At 66.6% G+C, this 22,556-nt stretch carries 21 protein-coding genes; 10 read left to right on the top strand and 11 right to left on the bottom strand.

The genetic code is table 11. The features are described 5' to 3' along the window. Positions 1-138: 138 nt before the first annotated feature. The 5 genes from ACZK3J_RS01350 to ACZK3J_RS01330 all read left to right on the top strand — a co-directional run bounded on the left by ACZK3J_RS01350 (position 139) and on the right by ACZK3J_RS01330 (position 7,944). The gene (locus ACZK3J_RS01350) at positions 139-1,392 is read left to right on the top strand and encodes an efflux RND transporter periplasmic adaptor subunit (protein WP_478476311.1); all 1,254 of its coding nucleotides are present in this window, start codon (positions 139-141) and stop codon (positions 1,390-1,392) included. Between the two features lie 102 nt (positions 1,393-1,494). Continuing rightward, complete coding sequence (locus ACZK3J_RS01345) at positions 1,495-2,184, top strand: ABC transporter ATP-binding protein (protein ID WP_049399872.1); 690 nt, start codon at positions 1,495-1,497, stop codon at positions 2,182-2,184. A 14-nt stretch (positions 2,185-2,198) separates the two neighbouring features. Further along, positions 2,199-3,356 (top strand): ABC transporter permease, encoded by a 1,158-nt coding sequence (locus tag ACZK3J_RS01340; RefSeq protein ID WP_032128170.1) that lies wholly within the window; start codon positions 2,199-2,201, stop codon positions 3,354-3,356. Positions 3,357-3,369: 13 nt separating this feature from the next. After that, positions 3,370-4,692, top strand: a complete 1,323-nt coding sequence (locus tag ACZK3J_RS01335; protein ID WP_478476310.1) for an ABC transporter permease — start codon at positions 3,370-3,372, stop codon at positions 4,690-4,692. Between the two features lie 426 nt (positions 4,693-5,118). Then, a complete protein-coding gene (locus ACZK3J_RS01330; RefSeq protein ID WP_049462311.1) occupies positions 5,119-7,944 on the top strand; it encodes a TonB-dependent receptor in 2,826 nt (941 codons plus the stop codon). Positions 7,945-8,062: 118 nt separating this feature from the next. Here the strand turns inward: ACZK3J_RS01330 and rarD are convergent, their stop codons facing one another. Together rarD and yedA are read right to left on the bottom strand one after the other, a co-directional pair. Then, positions 8,063-8,959, bottom strand: a complete 897-nt coding sequence (gene rarD, locus ACZK3J_RS01325) for an EamA family transporter RarD (protein ID WP_032128173.1) — start codon at positions 8,957-8,959, stop codon at positions 8,063-8,065. Next, entirely contained in the window at positions 8,956-9,861 is a 906-nt protein-coding gene (gene yedA, locus ACZK3J_RS01320; protein ID WP_049462312.1) for a drug/metabolite exporter YedA, read from the bottom strand. Before yedA ends, rarD begins: the two co-directional genes overlap by 4 nt. A gap of 223 nt (positions 9,862-10,084) precedes the next feature. On the opposite strand from yedA, the gene ACZK3J_RS01315 reads away from it, so the two are divergent. Both ACZK3J_RS01315 and ACZK3J_RS01310 read left to right on the top strand, forming a co-directional pair. Next, complete coding sequence (locus tag ACZK3J_RS01315; RefSeq protein WP_043035190.1) at positions 10,085-11,419, top strand: MFS transporter; 1,335 nt, start codon at positions 10,085-10,087, stop codon at positions 11,417-11,419. Positions 11,420-11,486: 67 nt separating this feature from the next. Continuing rightward, entirely contained in the window at positions 11,487-11,783 is a 297-nt protein-coding gene (locus ACZK3J_RS01310; protein WP_049462313.1) for a hypothetical protein, read from the top strand. Positions 11,784-11,948: 165 nt separating this feature from the next. Here ACZK3J_RS01310 and ACZK3J_RS01305 read toward each other — a convergent pair whose 3' ends face one another. The 4 genes from ACZK3J_RS01305 to ACZK3J_RS01290 form a co-directional block, all read right to left on the bottom strand. Beyond that, entirely contained in the window at positions 11,949-13,601 is a 1,653-nt protein-coding gene (locus tag ACZK3J_RS01305; protein WP_049462314.1) for a M28 family metallopeptidase, read from the bottom strand. 105 nt (positions 13,602-13,706) lie between these two features. Next, the gene (locus tag ACZK3J_RS01300; RefSeq protein ID WP_049462315.1) at positions 13,707-14,639 is read right to left on the bottom strand and encodes an MBL fold metallo-hydrolase; all 933 of its coding nucleotides are present in this window, start codon (positions 14,637-14,639) and stop codon (positions 13,707-13,709) included. Positions 14,640-14,795: 156 nt separating this feature from the next. Then, positions 14,796-15,098 carry a hypothetical protein gene (locus ACZK3J_RS01295; RefSeq protein WP_065724234.1) on the bottom strand — a complete coding sequence of 101 codons (303 nt, stop codon included), beginning with the start codon at positions 15,096-15,098 and terminating at the stop codon, positions 14,796-14,798. Positions 15,099-15,278: 180 nt separating this feature from the next. Next, a complete protein-coding gene (locus ACZK3J_RS01290) occupies positions 15,279-16,571 on the bottom strand; it encodes a tryptophan--tRNA ligase (RefSeq protein WP_478476309.1) in 1,293 nt (430 codons plus the stop codon). A gap of 108 nt (positions 16,572-16,679) precedes the next feature. Here ACZK3J_RS01290 and ACZK3J_RS01285 point away from each other — a divergent pair, with 108 nt between their 5' ends. Next, positions 16,680-17,489 (top strand): hypothetical protein, encoded by an 810-nt coding sequence (locus ACZK3J_RS01285; protein WP_478476308.1) that lies wholly within the window; start codon positions 16,680-16,682, stop codon positions 17,487-17,489. 74 nt (positions 17,490-17,563) lie between these two features. Here ACZK3J_RS01285 and ACZK3J_RS01280 read toward each other — a convergent pair whose 3' ends face one another. From ACZK3J_RS01280 to rocF, 3 genes are all read right to left on the bottom strand, one after another. After that, a complete protein-coding gene (locus ACZK3J_RS01280; RefSeq protein WP_004153772.1) occupies positions 17,564-17,785 on the bottom strand; it encodes a CsbD family protein in 222 nt (73 codons plus the stop codon). A 203-nt stretch (positions 17,786-17,988) separates the two neighbouring features. Further along, positions 17,989-18,126 (bottom strand): entericidin A/B family lipoprotein, encoded by a 138-nt coding sequence (locus ACZK3J_RS01275; protein ID WP_008266021.1) that lies wholly within the window; start codon positions 18,124-18,126, stop codon positions 17,989-17,991. Between the two features lie 162 nt (positions 18,127-18,288). Continuing rightward, complete coding sequence (rocF, locus tag ACZK3J_RS01270) at positions 18,289-19,209, bottom strand: arginase (protein WP_094001609.1); 921 nt, start codon at positions 19,207-19,209, stop codon at positions 18,289-18,291. Positions 19,210-19,339: 130 nt separating this feature from the next. Between rocF and ACZK3J_RS01265 the strand changes: the two genes are divergently transcribed. Then, the gene (locus ACZK3J_RS01265; RefSeq protein WP_049462320.1) at positions 19,340-19,687 is read left to right on the top strand and encodes a hypothetical protein; all 348 of its coding nucleotides are present in this window, start codon (positions 19,340-19,342) and stop codon (positions 19,685-19,687) included. Between the two features lie 17 nt (positions 19,688-19,704). On the opposite strand, the gene ACZK3J_RS01260 is transcribed toward ACZK3J_RS01265, so the two are convergent. Together ACZK3J_RS01260 and ACZK3J_RS01255 are read right to left on the bottom strand one after the other, a co-directional pair. Then, positions 19,705-20,649 (bottom strand): ankyrin repeat domain-containing protein, encoded by a 945-nt coding sequence (locus tag ACZK3J_RS01260; RefSeq protein WP_049462321.1) that lies wholly within the window; start codon positions 20,647-20,649, stop codon positions 19,705-19,707. A gap of 58 nt (positions 20,650-20,707) precedes the next feature. Continuing rightward, on the bottom strand, positions 20,708-21,478 hold the full coding sequence (locus ACZK3J_RS01255) for a DUF3011 domain-containing protein (RefSeq protein ID WP_032128184.1): 771 nt from the start codon (positions 21,476-21,478) through the stop codon (positions 20,708-20,710). Between the two features lie 558 nt (positions 21,479-22,036). On the opposite strand from ACZK3J_RS01255, the gene ACZK3J_RS01250 reads away from it, so the two are divergent. Next, positions 22,037-22,441: a hypothetical protein gene (locus ACZK3J_RS01250; RefSeq protein WP_049462322.1), complete on the top strand. Its 405-nt coding sequence runs from the start codon at positions 22,037-22,039 to the stop codon at positions 22,439-22,441. Positions 22,442-22,556 lie beyond the last annotated feature (115 nt).

Below are 22,556 nucleotides of genomic sequence, written 5' to 3'. Positions count from 1 at the left end.
CCGTCAGTGTCATCGGGTGACAGCTGTCACTGCCGTCATCGCTGTGCCTGCCTTCATGCTGTGCCGCACGCTCCACCGCCGGAACCGCCGCCGTCCGCCCTTCCGGTCACACCCGCCCGAACGCCTGTGATGGAACGAATGAACGCTTCTGCCGAGCTGTTGAAGGAACTCCGTATCGACCGCAAGTCCCCGCCGCCCGCCTCCGGAGGGAGTGGCAGTGGTGGTGGCCGCCGCTGGCTGTGGATCGCGATCATCGTGGTCGTCTTGTTGCTGGCCGCTGTCGCTTTCGCCCTGTTCGGGCGTACGCCAGCGGTGGACGTGGAAACCGCGCCGGCGGTGGCCATCCAGCAGGGCAACGCCAGCAGTTCGGTGCTCGACGCCAGCGGCTATGTAGTCGCCCGGCGCATGGCCACGGTGTCGGCCAAGATCACCGGCAAGGTGCGCGAGGTGATGATCGAGGAAGGCATGCGCGTGGAGCAGGGCCAGATCATGGCCACGCTGGACCCGATCGATGCCGACGCGCAGCGCAGCCTGTATGCCTCGCAGCTGCAGGCCGCACGCAGCCAGGTGGCCGGGCTGGAGGCACAGCAGAAGCAGGCCGCCGCCGAGGCCAGCCGCCTGCAGGCGCTGGTCGGCCAGCAGCTGGTGTCGCGCTCGCAGTACGACCAGGCCGTGGCCCAGCGCGACAGCCTGCGTGCACAGCTGGACACCGCACAGCGCAACGTCAAGGTGGCCAACGACCAGCTGGCCATCGCCGACCTGGGCGTGGACAACAACATCGTGCGCGCGCCGTTCTCCGGCGTGGTCACCGCCAAGGCCGCGCAGCCCGGCGAAATCGTCTCGCCGCTGTCGGCCGGCGGCGGCTTCACCCGCACCGGCATCGGCACCATCGTCGACATGGACTCGCTGGAGATCGAAGTCGAGGTCGGCGAAGCCTTCATCGGCCGCGTGCAGCCGAAGATGCCGGTGGAAGCCACGCTCAACGCCTATCCGGAGTGGAAGATTCCCGGCGAGGTGATCGCCATCATCCCCACCGCCGACCGCGGCAAGGCCACGGTGAAGGTGCGCGTGGCACTGAAGGTGAAGGACCCGCGCATCGTGCCGGAGATGGGCGTGCGGGTCAGCTTCCTGGAGCAGGCGCAGCCGCAGGCGGCGGTCAAACCGCAGGGCGTGCGCGTGCCGGCGGGCGCCGTGGTCCAGCGCGAGGGCGCCTCGGTGGCCTTCGTGCTGGGCGACCAGAACCGCGTGCAGCAGCGCACGGTCGAGGCCGGCCAGGCGATGGGCAAGGACCGCCAGATCCTCAAGGGCGTCAGCGCGGGTGAGTCGGTGGTGGTGAACCCGCCCGACACCCTGCGCGATGGCGCCAAGGTGCAACAGAAACAAGCGCAGTAACGGCCTGGCGCCCACGGGCGCCGCCGGCAGCACCGCTCGACGCACGCCTGCGGCCCCCGCCGTGGCGCTTCCCCGTTTCCCGCCTTCCGTGGAGAACCACCCATGTCGACCCTGGTTTCACTGCGCAACATCACCAAGACCTACCAGCGTGGCCCCGAGAAAGTGCAGGTGCTGCACGGCATCGACCTGGACATCGCCAGCGGCGACTTCGTTGCGCTGATGGGTCCGTCCGGCTCAGGCAAGACCACCCTGCTCAACCTGATCGGCGGCCTGGACAACCCCAGCGGCGGCGAGATCAGCATCGAAGGCGAGCGCATCGACCAGATGAGTGGCGGCCAGCTGTCGACCTGGCGCAGCCACCACGTCGGCTTCGTGTTCCAGTTCTACAACCTGATGCCGATGCTGACCGCGCAGAAGAACGTGGAACTGCCACTGCTGCTGACCCATCTCAATGCGGCGCAGCGCAAGCGCAACGCCGAGATCGCGCTGACCCTGGTCGGCCTGGCCGACCGCCGCAGCCACCGCCCGAATGAACTGTCCGGCGGCCAGCAGCAGCGCGTGGCGATCGCCCGCGCGATCGTCTCCGACCCGACTTTCCTGATCTGCGACGAACCGACCGGCGACCTCGACCGCCAGTCCGCCGAGGAGATCCTCGGCCTGCTGCAGCAGCTCAACCGCGAGCACGGCAAGACCATCATCATGGTCACCCATGACCCGAAGGCCGCCGAGTACGCCACGCACACGGTACACCTGGACAAGGGCGAGCTGGCCGACGCGCCGCTGGCCCACTGACGGAGGCCACGGCGATGAAATATTTCTCGTTGGTGTGGGCGCAGCTGTTCCGCAGCCGCACCCGTACATTGCTGACCCTGCTTTCGGTGGTGGCCGCGTTCCTGCTGTTCGGCATGCTCGATTCGGTACGCGTGGCATTCACCTCCGGCGGCAGCGTGGAAGGCGCCAACCGGCTGGTGGTCGCCTCGCGGCTGTCGATCACCCAGTCGCTGCCGATCCGTCTGGAAGCCCAGGTGCGGCAGGTGGCCGGCGTGCGTGACGTGGCCTACGGCATGTGGTTCGGCGGCATCTACCAGGACCCGAAGAACTTCTTCCCGAACTTCTCGGTGTCACCCAACTACTTCGATGTCTACCGCGAGCTGCAGATCGATCCGGCACAGCTGGAGGACTGGAAACAGACCCGCACCGGTGCCATCGTCGGCGAGACCCTGGCCAAGCAGTTCGGCTGGAAGATCGGCGACACCATCCCGCTGCAGGCAACCATCTTCCCGCGTGGCGGCAGCAACGACTGGCCGCTGGAGCTGAAGGGCATCTACCGCTCCAAGGACCGTGCGCTGGCCGCCAACGAAGAACGCCAGCTGATGATGAACTGGAAGTACTTCGATGAATCCAACGACTACATCAAGAACCAGGTGAGCTGGTACACGGTGACGCTGGACAACCCGGACCAGTCCTCGCGGGTGGCGCAGGCCATCGATGCGATCTCGGCCAACTCCGACCACGAGACCAAGACCCAGACCGAATCGGCGTTCCAGCAGGCCTTCGTCAAGCAGTTCGCGGACATCGGCATGATCGTTACGTCGATCATGGGTGCGGTGTTCTTCACCCTGCTGCTGTTGACCGGCAACACCATGGCGCAGGCGGTGCGCGAACGCGTGCCGGAGCTGGCCACGCTGAAGACGCTCGGCTTCAAGGACAGCACCGTGCTGACCCTGGTGATGGTGGAGTCGGTGCTGCTGATCGGCCTGGGCGGCCTGATCGGCATGGGCCTGGCCGCCCTGATCCTGCCGGCGATCGGGCCGAAGAGCATGGGCATGCTGCCGCCGCACGTGCCGACGCCGACCTGGCTGATGGGGCTGGGCCTGATCGTGGTGATCGGCATCATCGTCGGCCTGTTGCCGGCGCTGCGTGCCAAGCGCCTGAAGATCGTCGACGCACTGGCCGGCCGCTGAGGAGAACGCAGACATGTTCAAGAGCAAACTCAAGAAGTGGCTGGGCAACGGCGTGACGGTGCTGCTGCTGGTGATCGGCCTGGTGCTGTGGATCAGCCTGCCGTGGATCGGCGTGCTGGCCGTGGCCGTGCTGGTGGCCCTGTGGCTGCTGCTGACCCGCGGTGGGCGACTGGCACTGGCCGCCACCCGCATCGGCGTGGCCAGCCTGCCGCAGCGCTGGGGTGCGTCCTCGGTGATCGTGGTCGGCATCGCTGGCGTGGTCGGCGTGCTGGTGGCGATGCTGGCGATGGGCGAAGGCTTCCAGGCCACGCTCAACAACACCGGCGATGACACCACTGCCATCGTGCTGCGTGGCGGCTCGCAGGCCGAAACCAACTCGGTCATCACCCGCGAGCAGGTACCCACGCTGTCCACCCTGCCCGGCATCAGCCGCGATGCCGAAGGCCGGCCGTTGCTGTCACCGGAGCTGTCGCAGGTGGTCAACCTGGTGTCAAAGTCCGACGGTACCGACGTCAATGCGCAATTCCGCGGCGTCGGCCCGCAGGCGTGGGCGGTGCATGACAAGGTCAAGATCGTCGAAGGCCGCACGTTCGCCACCGGCCTGCGCGAGATCGTGGTCGGCCAGGGCGCCAAGGGCCAGTTCCGCGATCTGGACGTTGGCAAGACGCTGACGCTGGGCAACCAGACCTGGACCGTGGTCGGTGTGTTCGCCACCGGCGATGCACACGATTCGGAACTGTGGACCGACGCCGATACGCTGGCCACCACCTACCAGCGCAGTGCGTGGCAGTCGATCAGCGTGCGCACCGATGGCAAGCCCGGCTTCGAGCAGTTCAAGGCCGCCGTCGCTGCCGACCCGCGCCTGAAACTGGACGTGGAAACCACCCGCGTGTACTACAGCAAGCAGGGCGGTGGCCTGACCAAGCTGATCGACATCCTCGGCAAGGTGATCGGCACCATCATGGCGGTGGGTGCGGTGTTCGGTGCGCTCAACACCATGTATGCAGCAGTGGCCACGCGCGCGCGCGAGATCGCCACCATGCGCGCGATCGGCTTCCGCGGCCTGCCGGTGGTGACGGCGGTGATGCTGGAGACGATGCTGCTGGCCCTGCTCGGCGGCCTGCTGGGGTGTGCAGTGGCATGGCTGCTGTTCAATGGCTACAGCGTGTCCACCATCGGCAGCAACTTCAGCGCAGTGGTGTTCAAGTTCCATGTGTCGCCGGAACTGCTGTGGACCGGCCTGAAATGGGCGCTGGGCATCGGCCTGGTCGGCGGCCTGTTCCCGGCGCTGCGCGCGGCATGTTTACCCATCACCACGGCGCTGCGCGAAACCTGAGCATCACGCAGCGACAGACTGCGCATCACGCAGGGGACGGAGCGAACGCTCCGTCCCTTTTTCTTGCGCGTCATCCGCGAATGGCGTGGATCTACTCAGGGCGATGCAGCCGGGCCTGGTGATGAACCAGTACGTCCAGTAGATCCACGCCATGCGTGGATGGATGCCTGCACACACGCACTGCTACAGATTGCGGGAAATCCGCCGCTATCGATGCCTCTGCCCATCGCCAACGCAACGCACGTGACGTTGCGCACATCACATCTGTGGATTGTTGGTTGCGATTCATTTTCGCGCACATCCGCGGCACAGCGATAAACAGTTACGAATGGAAACATTCTAGAATCGCGCCCCCACGTTGGTTTGCAGCACCCCACGCGCCCACAGAACGGGCGCATGTTTTTTCTGAAGCACGAGATTTCACGGATGTCCCTGAAAACCAATCCGCTGCGCAACGCGATCGTCATTGCGCTGGCCGCCAGCTGCACCACCCCCGCCTTCGCACAGAGCACCGGCGACGCCACCACCACTCTCGACCGCATCGAAATCACCGGCTCGCGCATCCGCCAGGCCAGTGTCGAGACCGCACAGCCGGTGATCGCGCTCAACCGCGCCGAGATCGAGAAGAAGGGCTACGTCAACGTCGCCGACATCCTGCAGGACATTCCCGCTGCTGGTTCGCCGAGCATGAGCCGCGCGTCTTCGCTGACCTCCTCGCGCGACTTCGGCGGCATGTACGTCAGCCTGCGCAACCTCGGCCCGGAACGCAGCCTGGTGCTGATCGACGGCCGCCGCATGGGCGTCAGCGCCGGCGGCTACTCCGACCTGGCCTCGATTCCGTCGGCCATCGTCGAGCGCGTGGAAGTGCTGACCGATGGCGCGTCCGCGCTGTACGGCTCGGACGCCATCGCCGGCGTGGTCAACATCATCACCCGCAAGAACTTCGACGGTGGCGAAGCCAGCGTCTATGTCGGCCAGTACGGCCAGGGTGACGGCCAGAAGCGCTCCTACAGCGCAACCTTCGGCAAGACCTTCGACCGCGGCTGGTTCACCGTGGGTGCTGAGCGCACCAAGGAAGACGAAGTGCTGGGCAAGGATCGCGAGTTCAGCCGCTATCCCAACGGCCCGCGCCACCCGACCGACAACCTGAACGGCAACACCCCGTGGGGCTACGTCACCGTCGGTGGCAAGAACCTGACCGTGGGCCCGGGCGGCGATCCGAGCCAGAAGGGCAACTTCCACGCGCCGGATCCGGCCGATGGTGCCAACAGCAAGACCAACATGAGCCTGCTGACCGGCCTGGAGCGCACCTCGGTGTTCGCCAACGGCGGCTTCTCGATCACCGACGACCTGCGCATCGTCGCCGACGCGCTGTACAGCAAGCGCGAATCGACCAAGCAGCTGGCCGGCTACCCGTACTCGGTCAGCGCCGCCCAGGCGCGCAACGGCAGCCGTGCCGCCCTGTCCAAGGACAGCACGTTCAACCTGTGGGGCCAGGATGTGCTGTTCGCGCACCGCTCCGAGGAGCTGCCGCGCGGCACCGAGAACAATCTGGAGACCAAGCGCGCCAGCATCGGCCTGGAAGGCAGCTTCGAAACCGGTTCGCGGTACTGGGACTGGAACGTCAGCTACATGTACAACCGCAATGAAGGCGAGCGCATCGGTACCGGCAGCATGTACCAGCCGCACGTCAACCAGGCCGTCGGCCCGTCCTTCATGGATGGCAACGTGGCCCGCTGCGGCTCACCGGGTGCGGTGATCGCCGGCTGCGTGCCGTGGAACCCGGCTGCGCCGATGGGTTATACCGGCCCTGGCTCGCTGAGCAACCAGGACGTACAGGACTACCTGTTCGCCCGCTTCGTCGACAAGATGAAGAGCACCACCAAGGTGGCCAGCGCCAACATCTCCGGTTCGCTGTTCACCCTGCCGGCCGGCGACATCATGGGCGCGATGGGCTTCGAGCACCGCAGCGAAGAAGCCAGCTACACCCCGGACATGCGGGTGCAGAAGGGTGAGATTACCGGCACCACCGGCCAGCCGACCCGTGGCGACTACTCGCTCAACGAGGTCTACCTGGAGCTGCAGGTGCCACTGCTGGCCGATCTGCCGTTCGCGCGCGAACTGTCGCTGGACGTGGCCGGTCGCTACTCGGATTACAACAACTTCGGCTCGACCACCAACAGCAAGTTCGGCCTGAAGTGGAAGCCGATCGACAGCCTGCTGGTCCGCGCAACCTATGGCACCGGCTTCCGTGCGCCGACCGTGGATGACCTGTACGGCGGTACCGTCAGCACCCGCGATTCGTTCACCGATCCGTGCGATACCTCGTTCGGTACCGCGGCCACCAGCCCGACCGTTGCTGCCCGTTGCCAGGCGCTGAAGGTGCCGGCCAACTTCCGCCAGCTCAACAGCGATGGCACCGTTGCCACCAAGCCGGGCCAGCAGTCGACCGTCGACTTCAACTCGGGTTCCAACGCGGCGCTGAAGCCGGAAACCGCCAAGACCTGGACCGTGGGCCTGGTGTACAGCCCGGACTTCGTGGCCGGCCTGGATGTCAGCCTCGACTGGTGGAAGATCCGCATCAACAACGCCATCGTCTCCGAGACCACCAACAGCATTCTCGAGCAGTGCTATGTGCAGGGTTCGGACGCCGCCTGTGGCCGCTTCACCCGTGGCAGCAACGGCCAGGTCAACAGCCTGGACCGCTCGCTGGTCAATGCCGGTTTCCGCGAAACCGCCGGCTATGACATCAACGTGCGTTACCGCCTGCCGGAAACCACGTTCGGCCAGTTCGCCGTCAACTGGAACACCACCTACACCGACTACCTGAAGCAGCGCAACGACAACGCCGCGACCACGCCGGTGGAGCAGCGCACCAGCTGGGGCGGCGACTTCCGCGTCCGCTCGACCTTCAACCTGGATTGGCAGTACGGCGACCTCGGCATCGGCTGGACCGCGCGCTACTACTCCAGCATGAAGGAGAAGTGCTCGTACATGGACGAGTGCAACCTGCCGGGCTTCAGTTCGTCGTACACCAGTGCATCGCCGACCAACAAGGTGGGCTCCAACACCTTCCACGACCTGCAGGTGCGCTACAGCCTGCCGTGGGATGGCACCGTGTCGCTGGGCGTGAACAACGTGTTCGACCACCAGGGTCCGATCATGTACAGCCAGCCGAACAGCAGCTTCACCTACTACGGTGGCTTCGACATCGGCCGCTTCATGTACATGAAGTACCAGCAGCGCTTCTAAGCCTGCAACCGCGTTCCCGTCACAGCCAACTCTCTCCTGGCTGTGGATGGAAGCAGAGCGGCGCCCCTCGGGGCGCCGCTCTTTTTTGTGCACACGTGTCAGCCGAGCGGACGCGGCGCTAGCGCTTGGCGCGCATCGTGCGGATGTTGTCGCCGACGAACAGCACCAGGCCGGCCCAGATCGCGGCAAAGCCGATCGCCTTTGCGGTGTCGAACGCTTCGTGGAAGAAGAACACACCCAGCAGCAGCTGCAGGCTCGGCGCGATGTACTGCAGGATGCCGACCAGCGACAGCGGAATGCGCTTCACGCCGTAGGCGAAGCCGATCAGCGGCACGGCAGTGACTGCGCCGCCGAAGATCAGCAGCAGGTCGTTGCGCCAGCCCCAGCCATGGAAGAACGCGCCGCCATGGCCGTTCTCGGCCCAGATCGCGAAGGCCAGCGCCGGCAGGAACAGGTACATGCTTTCCACGCCCAGGCCGGCCACCGGGTCGACCGAAACCAGCTTGCGCAACAGGCCATACAGGCCGAACGAACAGGCCAGGCCCAGCGCGATCCACGGCGGTGTGCCGGCGTCGATGGTCAGCCAGGCCACGCCCACCGCCGCCATTGCCACCGCAACCCACTGCAGGCGGCGCAGGCGTTCCTTCAGCACCAGCACGCCCAGCAGCACGTTCACCAGCGGGTTGATGAAGTAGCCCAGGCTGGTCTCGATGACATGGCCGGCGTTGACCGCCCAGATGTACAGGCCCCAGTTGAAGGCGATGGTCAGGCTCGACACCAGCAGGATCGGCAGCGCGCGCGGCTGCGCGGCGATCTTCTGCCACCAACCCAGGCGCGAGCTGATCAGCAGCCAGCCCAGCACCAGCACGGTGCTCCAGATGATGCGGTGGGCGATGATCTGGAACGAGGGCACCTCGTTGAGCAGGTGCCAGTACACCGGCACCAGGCCCCAGATCACGAAGGTGGACGCAGTGACCAGCAGGCCCCGGCGTTGTTCTTTCTCATCCATGCTCATTTCTTTCTCGTCCTTGCCATCGTCAGCACCACCACACCCAGAAGAATCACCACCATCGCCAACAGGTCGCGCCAGCCGAACCGTTCACCGTTGAGCAGTGCGCCCAGCAGCACCGCGATCACCGGATTGACGTACGCGTAGCTGCCCGCCAGCGCGGGGCGCACGTTCTGCAGCAGCCACACGTAGGCGGTGAACGCGACGATGGAGCCGAACACGCACAGGTAGGCCATCGCCAGCAGGCCACCGGTATCGGGCAGCGTGGTCGGGCGCTCGCCCACCGCCAGGCCGATCAGCACCAGCAGCACGCCGCCGCAGAGCATCTGCCCGGCAGCGGTCATGAACGGGCCCGGCAGATCCAGCCCGCGTGCCCACACCGAACCGAAGGCCCAGCCGATCGGCGCGATCAGCAGCAGCACCAGCCCGGTCGGCGAGGCGGTCAGGCTGCTGCCGGCGTTGAGCCAGACCACGCCCAGGAAACCGATGGCGATGCCCAGCCACTCGCCACGGCTGGCGTGCTGGCCGCGCAGCGCCGAGAACAGCGCCATCCACAGCGGCACCGAGGCCACCGCCGTGGCGGCCAGGCCCGAGGACACCTCACGCTCGGCCAGCACCACCATGCCGTTGCCCAGCACCAGCATGGTCACGCCCATGATGACAAGGTTGCGCCACTGCCGCAGGGTCGGGTTCGGCAGCTTCCAGAACAGGCGCAGCGCAAGGAACATCAGGCCGCCGGCAATGATGAACCGGCTGCCGGAGACCATCGTCAGCGGCAGTGCGCCGCCGTGCAGGGCCTTGGCGATGCCCAGGTAGGTCGAGCCCCAGACCACGTAGACCAGCAGCAGTGCCAGCGCGACAAGGCCACCCCGGGGGGCAGCCGCAGACGAAGAGGGGGGAGCCGACATGACACACCAGGGAGCCGGGGGAAGGCGGATTCTAGGACGTTTTGAGTATGGTCCGGGACCCCATACGGTGGCACGCTGTCATCCATCCATGCACCCTGCTCTGGTCTGCTACCCCGTGTTGACGGTCGATGCAGTACCAAGAGGGCTGCCCGGCCGCGCCGCCCCAAGGCCGGGCGCCGTTTTCCCTGCGCACGGACGCGCCGCATCGAGGATTCCCACCCAGATGAGCACCACGTCCCAACCTGCTGTCCCCGCGAACGACCGCGCCGCCCTGCGGCGGTCGATCTCCAACACCCTCAAAGGCTCCGCCGGCAACCTGGTGGAGTGGTACGACGTCTACGTGTACTCGGTGTTCGCCGTGTACTTCGAATCGCAGTTCTTCTCGCCCGACGACAAGAACTCCACGATGTACGTGTGGGCGATCTTCGCGGCGACCTTCCTGATGCGCCCGATCGGTGCCTGGTTCTTCGGCCGCTTCGCCGACCGCCATGGCCGCCGCCTTGCGCTGACCGTCTCGGTCACGCTGATGGCGCTGTGTTCGTTCCTGATCGCCATCACCCCCACCGCCGCCAGCATCGGCATCTGGGCCGCGGTGATCCTGCTGTTTGCGCGCCTGCTGCAGGGCTTCGCCACCGGTGGCGAATATGGTGCCAGCGCGACCTACATGTCCGAGGCCGCCATTCCCGGCCGCCGCGGCTTCCTGTCCTCCTTCCACTACGTCACCCTGGTCGGTGGTCATGTGCTGGCCCAGCTGACCCTGCTGCTGATGCTGACCTTCTGGGGCAAGCCGGAGATCTCCGAGTGGGGCTGGCGCATCGCCTTCGGCATCGGTGGCATCGCAGCAGTGGTGGTGTTCTGGCTGCGCCGGGGCATGGACGAGTCGCTGTCGGAGTCGTCCATCGAGGCCGCGCGCGAGGGCAAGGCGCAGAAGTCCGGCTCGATGTACGAACTGTTCGTGCACCAGTGGCGGCCGCTGCTGCTGTGCTTTCTGATCACCGCCGGCGGCACCGTGGCCTTCTACACCTACTCGGTGAACGGCCCGAAGATGATCCAGAGCGCCTTCGCCGGCAACGATCCGATGACCGGCACCCTGATCAACCTGGGCGTGCTGGCGTTCCTGATGGTGCTGCAGCCGGTCGGTGGCTGGCTGTCGGACATCATCGGCCGCAAGACCCTGCTGGTGTTCTTCGGCGTCGGTGGCGTGCTGTACAGCTGGTACCTGATCACCCAGCTGCCGCACCAGCATGACGCCACCCTGGCGTTCCTGACCCTGGCGCTGGCGTTCGTCATCCTCACCGGCTACACCTCCATCAACGCCGTCGTGAAGGCCGAGCTGTTCCCGACCCACGTGCGTGCACTGGGCGTGGGCCTGGGCTACGCGCTGGCCAACTCGCTGTTCGGCGGCACCGCCCCGCTGCTGTACCAGGGCGCGCTGAAGACCGGCCACGTCGACTGGTTCGCCATCTACGTGACCGCGACGATCGCGGTATCGTTGGTGGTCTATGTGTTCTTCCTCACCAACAAGGGCCCGAACTGGCTCGACGGCACCCGCAAGTAAGCGCGTTGCCCTGATCGCGGCCACCGGTGCAATGCCGGTGGCCGCTGCGTCTCCCGCCACGCCATTGATGTGGATCGCGGCGACGCTGGCCGCAGCCACGGCATTGGCCTGGCTGCTGCGCCGCCCCAGCGCACAGGCCGCGTGGCCGCGCATCGGATTCGGGATTGCCCTGCTGGTGTTCTGCGCCGCGCTGGCGCTGCAGCTGGCGGTGGACCTGGGCAGCGGCCACAGCTCGCTGCAGCTGCGCCTGCATCGCGGCATCAATGCAGGGTCGCCGGTTGGACTGCGCACGATGGTGGCGTGCTATCTGGCAGCGCTCGCCGCCAGTGGCTGGGGCGCGTGGAAGCTGCTGCGCCGGCGCTGACGAATACCCGGGCGTGCCGGCCGCTGGCCGGCAACGCCACCTCTTTCGGTAGTGCCGGCCGCTGGCCGGCAACGCCATATTCTTTCGGTAGTGCCGGCCGCTGGCCGGCAACCTCATGAACCTCCGGAAAGAGCAGGGAGTTGCCGGCCAGCGGCCGGCACTACCTCAACGGCGGGCCGCTTCGCTCTTGTCGCGCGCGCCGCGGAACTCCGATTCCTTTTCCCACGTCGGCCAGCGGCGGCTGTTGGCCAGCTCGGCGCCCAGGTCGTAGACCAGCAGGGTGTCGGCGGCGTGGCCACTCGGGTCCCAGCTCGGGGTCCAGGCATCGCACGCCTGGTGATAGCAGTCGGCGAAGTACTTCTCGCGCAGCGCGCGGCCGGCTTCAACGCCGCCGTCCAGCTTGTCCAGGCCCGGGCCGATGGTGATCGCCGGCACGCCCAGGCGGGCGAAGGCGAAATGGTCGGCACGGTAGAAGAAGCCGGCTTCCAGGTTCGGGTCCGGGCTGTAGCTGCGGCCGCGGGCCTTGGCCACGCGCTCCAGGTCACCCTCCAGCGAGACCCGGCCCTTGCCCCACGACGCGATGTCACGGGTCGCGCCATCCGGGCTGAACATTTCGATGTTCAGCACTGCAGCGGTCTTGTCCAGCGGCGCCAGCGGGTGCGCGGCGTAGTAGCTGGCACCCAGCAGGCCCTTCTCTTCGGCGGTGAGAGCCACGAAGTACAGCGTGCGCTGCGGCTGCGGGCCGGCGGCGAACACCCGGCCCAGTTCCAGCACCGTGGCCACACCGGTGGCGTTGTCGATCGCGCCGCGGCGGATGCGGTCGCCCTTGGCATCGGCCTGGCCGATACCGAACGCATCCCAATGCGCGGAGAAGATCACCGCCTCGTCGCCATGCTCGCCACCGGGCAGCTTGGCCACCACGTTGCGGGTCACCACCTGCTCGCGCTTCAGCGCGAAATCGACGCTCAGCTTCGCGTTGTCCAGCGCCACCGGGCGGAAGTCGGCACGCATCGCCTTGCGCTTTTCGGCATCGAAGTCGAGGCCGGCGTCGGCGAAGATCGCCTCGGCCAGCTCACGCTGCATCCAGCCACGCAGCGGGGTGTGCTGGGCCATCGCCTCGGCCTGGCCACGCTCGATGTCGAACAGCGGCGAGGTACCCGAGCTCTTCACCGTGGCCCAGCCATAGGCGGCCGGTGCGGTCTCGTGCACGATCAGCACGCCCTCGGCGCCACGGCGCGCGGCTTCCTCGAACTTGTAGGTCCAGCGGCCGTAGTAGGTCACCGCCTTGCCGTCGAACGCGCCCGGCGCATCGGCTTCGAAATCGGCATCGTTGATCAGTACCACGGCGATCTTGCCGTGCAGGTCCACATCCTTGTAGTCGTTCCACTGGCGTTCCGGCGCGTCGATGCCGTAACCGACGAACACCAGCGGCGCATCCTTGATCTGCACGCGCTTGCGCGGCTGCAGGCTCTGCAGGGTCACGTCCATGCCGTTGGCCAGCGCGCGCTTGCCCTGCTTCAGCGACAGGCTGGCCTTGGCCGCGCCGTCCAGCTGCGCGCGCACCAGCGGCACCGGCTGCACCCAGCTGCCGTCCACGCCGCCCGGCTGCAGGCCGTAGCTGCGGAACTGCTCGATCAGGTACTGCACCGTGCGCTCTTCGCCCTCGGTGGCCGGCGCGCGGCCCTCGAATTCATCCGACGCCAGCACGCGCACATGGCGCGACAGTGCCTGCGGATCGATGCCGCCGCCGGGCAGGTCGTTGGCCGCATGGGCCAGGCCACCGACAAACAGGCAGGACGAAAGCAGCAACACGCGCATCGGATTCACGGCAGTACCACGGCTAGCTTGGAAGTCACCAGAGTGTAACGTGGTCGTGACATCACGGCGCAGCCTGGGTCCACGTCATCCACGCGTGGCGTGGATCTACTTGCTGATGCGGTCCAGCCAGCAGGCCAGGCCCTGCGCGTTGAGTTCGATGTCCATCGCCAGCACCGCAGTCACCGCCGCATCGTCCAGCGCACAGCCATGCAGCTGTGCACGTTCCAGGTACAGCGCCTGCAGTGCGGCCAGCAGGCAGCGGTGGCGGTCCGGTCGGCCATCGCACTGGCGGCCGATGGCGGCCATCGCATCGATCTGCTCGAACAGGTCGTCGGCCAGTTTCTCCACCTGTTCCACACGACCGTAGTGGGTCAGGTACATCGCCTGCGGCGCGTAATCGAGCATGCGCCGGATCGAGGCCTTCATCGCCTCCGGATCGAACTGCACCGGCGATGAAGTGGGGAAGATGAAAGCACCCTGCGCACTATCCAGCTCGCGGTAGGAGATACCGAACGTATCGCCGGTGAACCAGCTGCGGCTGCGCGCATCCCACACGCAGTAGTGGTGCAGCGCGTGGCCCGGGGTATGCAGCAGCACCAGCTCGCGGCCGGCCAGATCGATGCGGTGGCCGTCTTCGGCCACCACCACACGGTGCTCCGGAATCGCCTCGATGCGGCCATAGCTGCGCGCGATCTCTTCGGCGCCATATACCGCCGTGGCACCCGCAATCAGGCGCGTCGGATCGATCATGTGCGGCGCACCGCGCGGGTGCAGCACCGCCTTCGCATTCGGCAACTGCTGCATCAGCAGGCCTGCACCGCCTGCATGATCCAGATGCACGTGGGTGAGCAGCAGCCAGTCCACCGCCTCCACGCCCAGGCCGGCCTCTGCCAGCGCCTGCAGCATCGCCGGCACCGACAGGCCGGTGCCGCAGTCGACGAACGCAGCACGGCCGTTTTCAACGATCAGGTACGCCGCGTCGAAATCCGGGCGCTGGAAACCGGTATCGATGGTGTGGATGCTGGGGTCGGCGGTCATCGGCACGCACCTGGCAGGATCGGGAACAGACCCCCATGGTAGGCGCGCAGGCGGCCCGGGTTCGATGCGGCTTTGGTCGGGTAGTGCCGGCCGCTGGCCGGCAACCTCGGGATAGCCAGGAGAATGCATGTGCCGGCCAGCGGCCGGCACTACCGATCAGCCGGAGCGCAATGCGAACCGCGGCCGCAGCAACAGGGCCAACACCAGCACCGCCAGGAACGCGCCGTAGGCGTACAGCACCGCCAGCACCTGCGGCCAGATCGGGCCGGCGCCCGGCTGCACCACGCCGATGCGGTAGCCCCACAGCATCGACACGATGCTCAGCGCGAATGCGAGCACCAGGGTGGTGCTGTCGAACAGGCGCCGCCGCGCGGTACGCGGCTGGCGCGGGAACAGCCAGTACAGGCTCCCCAGCAGCAGGAACCAGGGCAGGAACAGCAGCAGCGACAACCAGGCCATTTCAGACTCCATGTCATCGCGCCGGAGGCGCGCGGACATCATGCCATGGGTCAATGCCGTGGTAGTGCCGGCCGCTGGCTGGCATTTCCTATGCAAATGCCGTGGTAGTGCCGGCCGCTGGCCGGCATTTCCGGGAGCCTGGGGAACGTGCAGTTGCCGGCCAGCGGCCGGCACTACCCCTTACGCTTCGCGCAGCACGGCCAGGGCAGCCAGCACGGCGTCTACCTCGGCGTCCAGCTTGAACAGCTCGCTCTGCAACTGGTCGCCCTGCTCGGCCTGCTTGATCACCGCGATCAGCTGGCCCGCATCGCGCGGCGAATCGAAGCCTTCGCTCTGGATCAGCAGCGTGCCGTCACCGGCGGTCAGCTTGAAGTAGAAACGGCCATCCTTCTCGCGGTACTGCTTGAACAGCGGCGGTGCCACGCGGGCCACGCCGGCATCCTCGCTGGCGATATCGCCCGCGCTGGACAGATCACGCAGGCCCACCGCATGGCGCAGCTCGTCCAGCAGCGGTGCCGCCAGCTGCTCTCGCAGCTGCTGGCCACGGCGCTTGAGCAGCGCTTCGATCTTCTCCGGCTCGGCCATCAGCGCGTTGTAGCGCTCGCGCAGCGGCGACAGCTCGCAGTCGATGCGCTCGAACAGCTGCTGCTTGGCATCTCCCCAGCTGATACCGGCAGCGAACGCCTTGGCGAATTCCGCGGTCTGTTCCGGGGTGGCGAACGCCTGGTACATCTGGAACAGCGCCGAGCCCTCGGTGTCCTTCGGCTCGCCGGGTGCGCGCGAGTCGGTCAGGATCGAGAACACCAGCTTCTTCAGCTCCTCGCGCGGCACGAACAGCGGAATGGTGTTGTGGTAGCTCTTGCTCATCTTGCGGCCATCCAGGCCCGCCAGCGTCGCCACCTGCTCGTCGATCACCACGTCCGGCAGCGGGAAGTACTCCTTGCCGTACACGTGGTTGAAGCGCTGGGCGAAATCACGCGCCATCTCGATGTGCTGGATCTGGTCACGGCCCACCGGTACCTGGTTGGCCTTGAAGATCAGGATGTCGGCGGCCATCAGCACCGGGTACATGAACAGGCCGGCGCTGACGCCTGCATCCTCGTCCACGCCTTCCTCGCGGTTCTTGTCCACGGCCGCCTTGTAGGCATGCGCGCGGTTGAGGATGCCCTTGCTGGCGATGGCGGTCAGGAACCACATCAGCTCGGTGGTCTCGCGGATGTCGCTCTGGCGGTAGAACCACACGTGTTCCGGGTCCAGCCCGCAGGCCAGCCAGCTGGCCGCGATCTCCAGGGTCGCGCGCTGGGTGCGCTGCGGGTCCTGGGACTTGATCAGGCTGTGCAGGTCGGCCAGGAAGAAGAAGCTCTCGATCCCCGGCGCGCGGCTGGCCGCGATGGCCGGACGGATGGCGCCAACGTAGTTGCCCAGGTGGGGCGTGCCGGAGGGGGTGATGCCGGTAAGGACTCGGGTCGTCATGACTGCGTGGGGTAACCTTCGATGAACGGGGCCAGTTTACCTTGCACGCCACCAACCCCGTCAGGGCCTGCGGCGCGTTCATTCACGCAACCCCGCTGGAGACGCCCGATGAAACGCCTGCTGCCCCTGCTGCTGATCCTGCCCCTGGCCGGCTTCCGCCCGGCCCCGATGCCGCCGCCGGTGTACGACGGCGGCCCCGTGCGCATGGCCCTGGTCGACCGCGACCGCGGCACCGAACTGCGCAGCTACCCCGCCGAGGGCCAGCGCTGGGTGGCCGGCGAGCGCGGCCACCGCTACGCCGTGCGCCTGTACAACGACAGCCCGCGCCGGGTGCTGGTGGTGCTGTCGGTAGACGGCATCAACGCCATCTCCGGCGAAGATGCCGATCCTTCGCAGACCGGCTACGTGCTCAACCCCGGCCAGCGCGCCGACATCACCGGCTGGCGCAAGAGCCAGGACGAAGTGGCGCAGTTCGTGTTCAGCAGCCCCAGCGGCAGCTATGCCAGCCGCACCGGTCGCCCGGACAACATCGGCGTGGTCGGCGTGGCGGTGTTCGAGGAAGCGCGCCGCTGGCGTCCGGATCCGATCCTGCGCCGCAGCCTGCCGCTGCCGGCACCGGCCCCGACGGCCGAAGCGGCGGCCGATGCCAGCGCCAGCAACAGCCGCATCGAGGGCTATGCCAGCAAGTCACAGGCCCCTGCGCTGGGCACCGGCCACGGCGCACGCGAGCAGTCGTCGGTACGCGATACCGACTTCGAACGCGCCAGCCGCAGCCCGGCGCAGGTTCTGCAGCTGCGCTACGACAGCGCCCGCAACCTGCGCGCGCGCGGCATCCTGGTCGATACGCCGCCGTCGCGCCTGCCGCGCGAACCGCAGGCGTTCCCGAACCGCTACGTGCCGGACCCGCCGGCGCGCTGAGCGGCCGCCCGGACAGCACAACGCCCGCAACCTCTCGGTGCGGGCGTTGTGCCGTGGGGGGAAAACCGTAGCGCTTACTTGTAGTCCGGGTAGTCCTTGCTCACGGCATCCTGGAACTCACGGACTTCCTTCTCAGCGCGGTCCTTGGCCCAGCCATAACGTTCCTGCAGGCGGCCGGCCAGATACTCGGCATTGCCTTCAGCCACATCGAAGTCGTCGTTGGTCAGATCGCCCCACTTGGCCTGGGCCTTGCCCTTCAGCTGCGACCACTTGCCGGAAATGATGTCTTTGTTCATTGCTGGGAGTCCTTGGTTGCAACGGCGTTCTTACCGTGGCTCCAGCTTCGCGCAGCGGCTGTTGAATACCGGTCAACCGGCAATGAAATAGATGCTCACCTGCTTGAATGGTTCACTCCGCTTCGACAGCACGCAGCGAAAAGCACGCGCAAAAAAAGGCCGGGGAAATCCCCGGCCTTTTCTCTTTCCGTTCCGTGCAGGGCTCAACGGCCCTTCGCGGTGTCCTCGACCTTCTCGCCCGCCTTCTGCACGTCCTTGCCGGCACCGGCAATGGTGTTGCAGCCGGCCAGCAGGGCCACCGAGAACATCGACAACAGCATCAGGGCAACTACGCGCTTCATGGGCTTCTCCTTGGGTTTGCCGCTACACCGCTTCATTCGCGGATGGGATTGTTTCGCTCGGCGGGAGAAGGCCAACGCCCACCACCGCCGCGTGAAGTGCAATCTGGCGGCAGTGGCGTGGAGCGGGCGTGAACGGATCACAGATCCGTTCAGGCGGCGCCGTCAGTCACGCATCAGGGTGGACTTGCCGAACAGGCTTTCGACCAGGTCCACGGCCAGTTCGGCGGTGGCATTCTGCTTGTCCAGCAAGGGGTTGAGCTCGACGATGTCCAGCGAACCCATGCGCCCGGTGTCGGCGATCATCTCCATCACCAGCTGCGCCTCGCGGTAGTTCACCCCGCCCGGCACAGTGGTGCCCACGCCCGGCGCGATGCTGGGGTCGAGGAAGTCCACATCGAAGCTGACATGCAGATGGGTGTTCTCGTCGATGCCTGCCAGCGCTGCTTCTACGGTGCGCTTCATGCCGTTCTCGTCGATGTAGCGCATGTCATAGACATCCACCTTGTGGGTCTTGATCAGGCGCTTCTCGTCCGGGTCCACCGAACGGATGCCGATCTGGTGCATCTGCGCCGGGGTGATCGCCGGCACGGTGCCACCAAGGCGGGTCAACGCATCCGGGCCGAGGCCGCACAGGCAGGCCACCGGCATGCCGTGGATGTTGCCCGACGGGGTCACGTCGCTGGTGTTGAAATCCGAATGGGCATCCAGCCACAGCACGCGCAGGGTCTTGCCCTGTTCGCGGCACCAGCGCGCCACCGCAGTTATCGAACCAATGCCCAGGCAGTGGTCGCCGCCGAGCATGATCGGCATGCGGCCAGCCTGCAGTTCGGCATAGCTGGCTTCCATCAGCGCATGGTTCCACGCCACCACTTCATCCAGGTGGCGGTAGCCTTCCACCGGCGCGGTCCACGGGTTGCGCGGGCCATCCAGGTTGCCCAGGTCACGCACGTCCACGCCGCGCGCCTCCAGCGCCTCCGGCAGGCCCGCCACGCGCAGCGCTTCCGGGCCAAGTCGGGCACCACGATGGCCCGCACCCACGTCGGTGGGAACGCCAATCAGGGATACGGAGATGGGATGGGCCATGGGTGCCTCCTGCGGGGGAAAAAGAAGCACAGTCTAGCCAGAGGGATGTGACACCACTCGCGGCGGTGCAGCAGGACATTGGCATGGCATGATGCCGCGCGGACCCAGCCGCCCCTCATGGAAGATTGCGATGTCGCCCTTCATCAATACCGCGTGGCCACGCTTTTTCACCGTGGCGCTGCCCATCGCCGTTTTCGCAGTTTTTTTGAGCAACTCGATCGATGCGTCGCCGAATGGCTGGCTGATGCAGGCGACGCTGCTGGTGGTGCCGTTCTCCATCCTGGTGTTCCTTGGGCTTGGCTGGCAGCGTCTGCGCAAGGCACACGCCGAATATCCGATCCTGAAAAGCGAGCCGCAGCGGATGCTGGCAGCGTTGATCGGCAACGTGAAGGTGGCGGCGCTGTGGTTTGGCCTGACCTTGGTCGGAACGTTCGCCCTGATGCTGACGTGGGTATTGCTGCGGAAGACGTGTGGCTGACGCGCGGCGGGTCGCGCTCAGAGAATCGCCGACGACCACGCTTCGGTGCGGAACAGGCGCTTCTTCAGCACGTCGATCCGCCATTGCCCTGCCACGCGCTTGAGCACGAACAGGCGTTCGTAACGTAGAGCGCGGGATTTCTGTGCATGGTCACGTACCAGCACTTCGGCCTTGGAGGCCGTCGGCTGACCGACGGCGGCCAGCAGATCCTCCGGCACGTGCACCGGCGGATTGCCCACCGACATGCCCGTGGAATACACCCGCTTCCGGTCGGTACACCAGGCCGCAAGGATGTTCGCGCGCTCCTGTTGGAATGATGGACTACCGAGCAGGTCTCCACCGGCCTTGGCATCACGGTAACCACGCGTTTCCCACGCATGGCAGGCCAGCATATAGCCACGCACCACGGCTGCCGGTTCCCCTTCTGCGGCCGGTTCAGGCCACGCAAGCGGCGACGCCTCCTCCAACACCGGTGGCATCTGTGCGCCCGCTGCCTGCAGGCACTGCACCACAGCCGCATGCCCGCGCGCTTCGGCCAGCGACAGCGCATTGCGTCCTTCGAAATCCACGCGTGCGACATCAGCACCGCCAGCCAGCAGCAGCTCGACCATCGGCAGATGACCGCCCTGCGCCGCCACCATCAGCGGTGTGCGATGCAGTTCCGGCGAGGCCACGTCCAGCGAGGCGCCGCGTGCGATCAGCAGGCGTCCGATGTCTGCGTCGTTGCGCTCGGCCGCCCATCCCAGTGCGGTAAAGCCCACCGCCGTGCAGGCATGCTGGATGTTGGCACCGCGGTCCAGCAGCCGCGCCACCGCGTCAGCCTTTCCGGCGATCACCGCCGACAACAACGGCGTGCGACCGGTGCCCTTGTGCTGCCACTCGATGTCCGCGCCGGCATCCAGCAGTGCGTCGATGCGGTCGAGATCCTGCTTCTCAGCTGCTTTGGCCAGAAGATGGGACATGGAGGTGCCACCAGACGGGTGTATGGGGGGCCACCATACGGCCGCAGGCGCGACGAACTCAACCGCCGCGGCGGCGAACCGGCGTCAAGCTCTGCACCTGGCCGTTGTTGCGCATCATGCACAGGAAGCGGCCATCGGGATAATCGATGATCAGTTCCTGGTAATCGCTGCCCACCGGTAGCTGGGTCACCAGCGTGCCCTGCGCACCCTTGCGCATGTTGCAGGAACCCAGCCCGGTATCGCCCGCCGGCGCGCTGTTGGCCGCCTTGGACACATTGCGGAACACCGCGCGGCACCCGCCATTGACCCACACCGAATGCCGCGACAGGCCCCAGTTCTGGCCTTGTTCGCAACGGGTGTGGCTGAGCTGGCGCACGATTTCCACGTTGCCACGGGTATCCATGTCGCACGACACCTGGCGCTGGTCGGTGGACTCGCAGGTGACTTCGCGCGGTAGTGCCGTGTCGTTGTCGTCATCGTGGCGACGGTGGTCGCGATGTTCAGACGATGCGGGCGTTCCGCTGACAATGACCTGGCAGATGCCATTGGCGCCGCCTCGGCCGGTGTAGCTGATCTGCGGCGTGCCGTCCTCGTTGCTGCTGATCGACAGCGTGATGCCACTGTTGGCATCGCGTGCTTCGAAGTAGCGGTCGTTGAAGCGCTTCAGCGTGGCCTCGCGGCCCTGCACGTAGACCGGCCCGCCATCGTCGGCGTGCACATCGATGCCGCCCGGGCAGCTGGCGTTGAAGAACGGCACGGCGGCCATGGCCGGGGTAACGAAAGCGGTGGACAACAGTGCGACGGTAAGCGGCAGGGCATGGCGACGCATGTGCGGATCCCGAAGGGGCCCAGGATGGGCGTGTGGCGGCAGTATGCGGTGCAGCGCTGCGGGCTGTCCGTGAGGATTATCAAGATCCGCGTGGCGCGCGCGGGGATTCATGTCTGATAGGGTGTTCTTGGAGCTTTGCCGGGACGGTTAAGCCAGCTTTACTTCCTGGGCCATGAAGGGTTGTGCGACAGCAAGACGCACCAGGATTCGTCGTTGGCTGCAGCTCGGCGCGATATGTCGCTTCTGGCATTGCAATGTCAGATCACCCGATGCCATCGAAACAAACGACTGGCAGGCGGTGATTTCACGTGCGCATGATGAATCGCCACCTGCAAAGGTGGTCGGGTCTTCCAAGCCCGCGTAATCGATGCTGTATACGCTTGCCAGCCGGCGCCGTCTTCCCAAGAGCGGCGCCGGCTGGCAATCCGTTCGCCGATCGACGGCGGGCGGTGCGTGGGGGCCCCGTGCCCGCCGGCTCATCGATTCCCGGTCTTGGAAGCCACGCATCGCCCGCCACCCTATCGTGGCGGCACCTCTGTTCCTGACGAGGATGCCCGCATGTCCAACGCCCATCACCCGTACCTGACCGCAACCCTGGGCGAGGCCGCCCTGCGCCTGCCGCCGGAACTGGCGCAGCCGTTGGAAGCGGCCTTCGCCGCTGCGAACGAGGCACCCGCGCCAATCAACCTGCCCAGCTGCCTGCAACGCATCCGCGCCGGTGATGCCGCCGACGGACAGCCGTGGACGGGGCCCGCCAGCACACCCGGCCAGGCCGTGGCCGCCGCACGCCGGGACCGCGCTGCGGTTGGCCTGGTGTCGCTGCTGGAGCTGTATCACGCCGCTGAGCGCGTGCGCGTGGATGGGGAAGAGAAAGACGATATCGGCGATGGTGCGCGCGAGGGGCTGATATTGGCCTGCCGTGGTTTGGCGGAGTATGTGGCGTTGCAGGTGGGTGGGAGGTAGCTGGCGAGAGCTTCTGCACAAACGCCCGGATTCTACTTCGCTGTGGAATGCTTCCTTGCACTCGCACACGCGCCTCATTTCCGAGAGTGATACTCGACGACACCGACGGATACTC

It is taken from the genome of Stenotrophomonas sp. 86428_Sma (genome assembly GCF_056481585.1).
The sequence above is the reverse complement of the archived record's forward strand: the minus strand, read 5'-3'. Positions and strand labels throughout refer to the sequence as shown.

Excerpts from the sequence above, each read along its gene's own strand:
- ACZK3J_RS01350 (WP_478476311.1), top strand. The coding sequence starts at position 139 with ATGAACGCTTCTGCCGAGCTGTTGAAGGAACTCCGTATCGACCGCAAG.
- ACZK3J_RS01345 (WP_049399872.1), top strand. The coding sequence starts at position 1,495 with ATGTCGACCCTGGTTTCACTGCGCAACATCACCAAGACCTACCAGCGT.
- ACZK3J_RS01340 (WP_032128170.1), top strand. The coding sequence starts at position 2,199 with ATGAAATATTTCTCGTTGGTGTGGGCGCAGCTGTTCCGCAGCCGCACC.
- ACZK3J_RS01335 (WP_478476310.1), top strand. The coding sequence starts at position 3,370 with ATGTTCAAGAGCAAACTCAAGAAGTGGCTGGGCAACGGCGTGACGGTG.
- ACZK3J_RS01330 (WP_049462311.1), top strand. The coding sequence starts at position 5,119 with ATGTCCCTGAAAACCAATCCGCTGCGCAACGCGATCGTCATTGCGCTG.
- rarD (WP_032128173.1), bottom strand. The coding sequence starts at position 8,959 with ATGAGCATGGATGAGAAAGAACAACGCCGGGGCCTGCTGGTCACTGCG.
- yedA (WP_049462312.1), bottom strand. The coding sequence starts at position 9,861 with ATGTCGGCTCCCCCCTCTTCGTCTGCGGCTGCCCCCCGGGGTGGCCTT.
- ACZK3J_RS01315 (WP_043035190.1), top strand. The coding sequence starts at position 10,085 with ATGAGCACCACGTCCCAACCTGCTGTCCCCGCGAACGACCGCGCCGCC.
- ACZK3J_RS01310 (WP_049462313.1), top strand. The coding sequence starts at position 11,487 with ATGTGGATCGCGGCGACGCTGGCCGCAGCCACGGCATTGGCCTGGCTG.
- ACZK3J_RS01305 (WP_049462314.1), bottom strand. The coding sequence starts at position 13,601 with ATGCGCGTGTTGCTGCTTTCGTCCTGCCTGTTTGTCGGTGGCCTGGCC.
- ACZK3J_RS01300 (WP_049462315.1), bottom strand. The coding sequence starts at position 14,639 with ATGACCGCCGACCCCAGCATCCACACCATCGATACCGGTTTCCAGCGC.
- ACZK3J_RS01295 (WP_065724234.1), bottom strand. The coding sequence starts at position 15,098 with ATGGCCTGGTTGTCGCTGCTGCTGTTCCTGCCCTGGTTCCTGCTGCTG.
- ACZK3J_RS01290 (WP_478476309.1), bottom strand. The coding sequence starts at position 16,571 with ATGACGACCCGAGTCCTTACCGGCATCACCCCCTCCGGCACGCCCCAC.
- ACZK3J_RS01285 (WP_478476308.1), top strand. The coding sequence starts at position 16,680 with ATGAAACGCCTGCTGCCCCTGCTGCTGATCCTGCCCCTGGCCGGCTTC.
- ACZK3J_RS01280 (WP_004153772.1), bottom strand. The coding sequence starts at position 17,785 with ATGAACAAAGACATCATTTCCGGCAAGTGGTCGCAGCTGAAGGGCAAG.
- ACZK3J_RS01275 (WP_008266021.1), bottom strand. The coding sequence starts at position 18,126 with ATGAAGCGCGTAGTTGCCCTGATGCTGTTGTCGATGTTCTCGGTGGCC.
- rocF (WP_094001609.1), bottom strand. The coding sequence starts at position 19,209 with ATGGCCCATCCCATCTCCGTATCCCTGATTGGCGTTCCCACCGACGTG.
- ACZK3J_RS01265 (WP_049462320.1), top strand. The coding sequence starts at position 19,340 with ATGTCGCCCTTCATCAATACCGCGTGGCCACGCTTTTTCACCGTGGCG.
- ACZK3J_RS01260 (WP_049462321.1), bottom strand. The coding sequence starts at position 20,649 with ATGTCCCATCTTCTGGCCAAAGCAGCTGAGAAGCAGGATCTCGACCGC.
- ACZK3J_RS01255 (WP_032128184.1), bottom strand. The coding sequence starts at position 21,478 with ATGCGTCGCCATGCCCTGCCGCTTACCGTCGCACTGTTGTCCACCGCT.
- ACZK3J_RS01250 (WP_049462322.1), top strand. The coding sequence starts at position 22,037 with ATGTCCAACGCCCATCACCCGTACCTGACCGCAACCCTGGGCGAGGCC.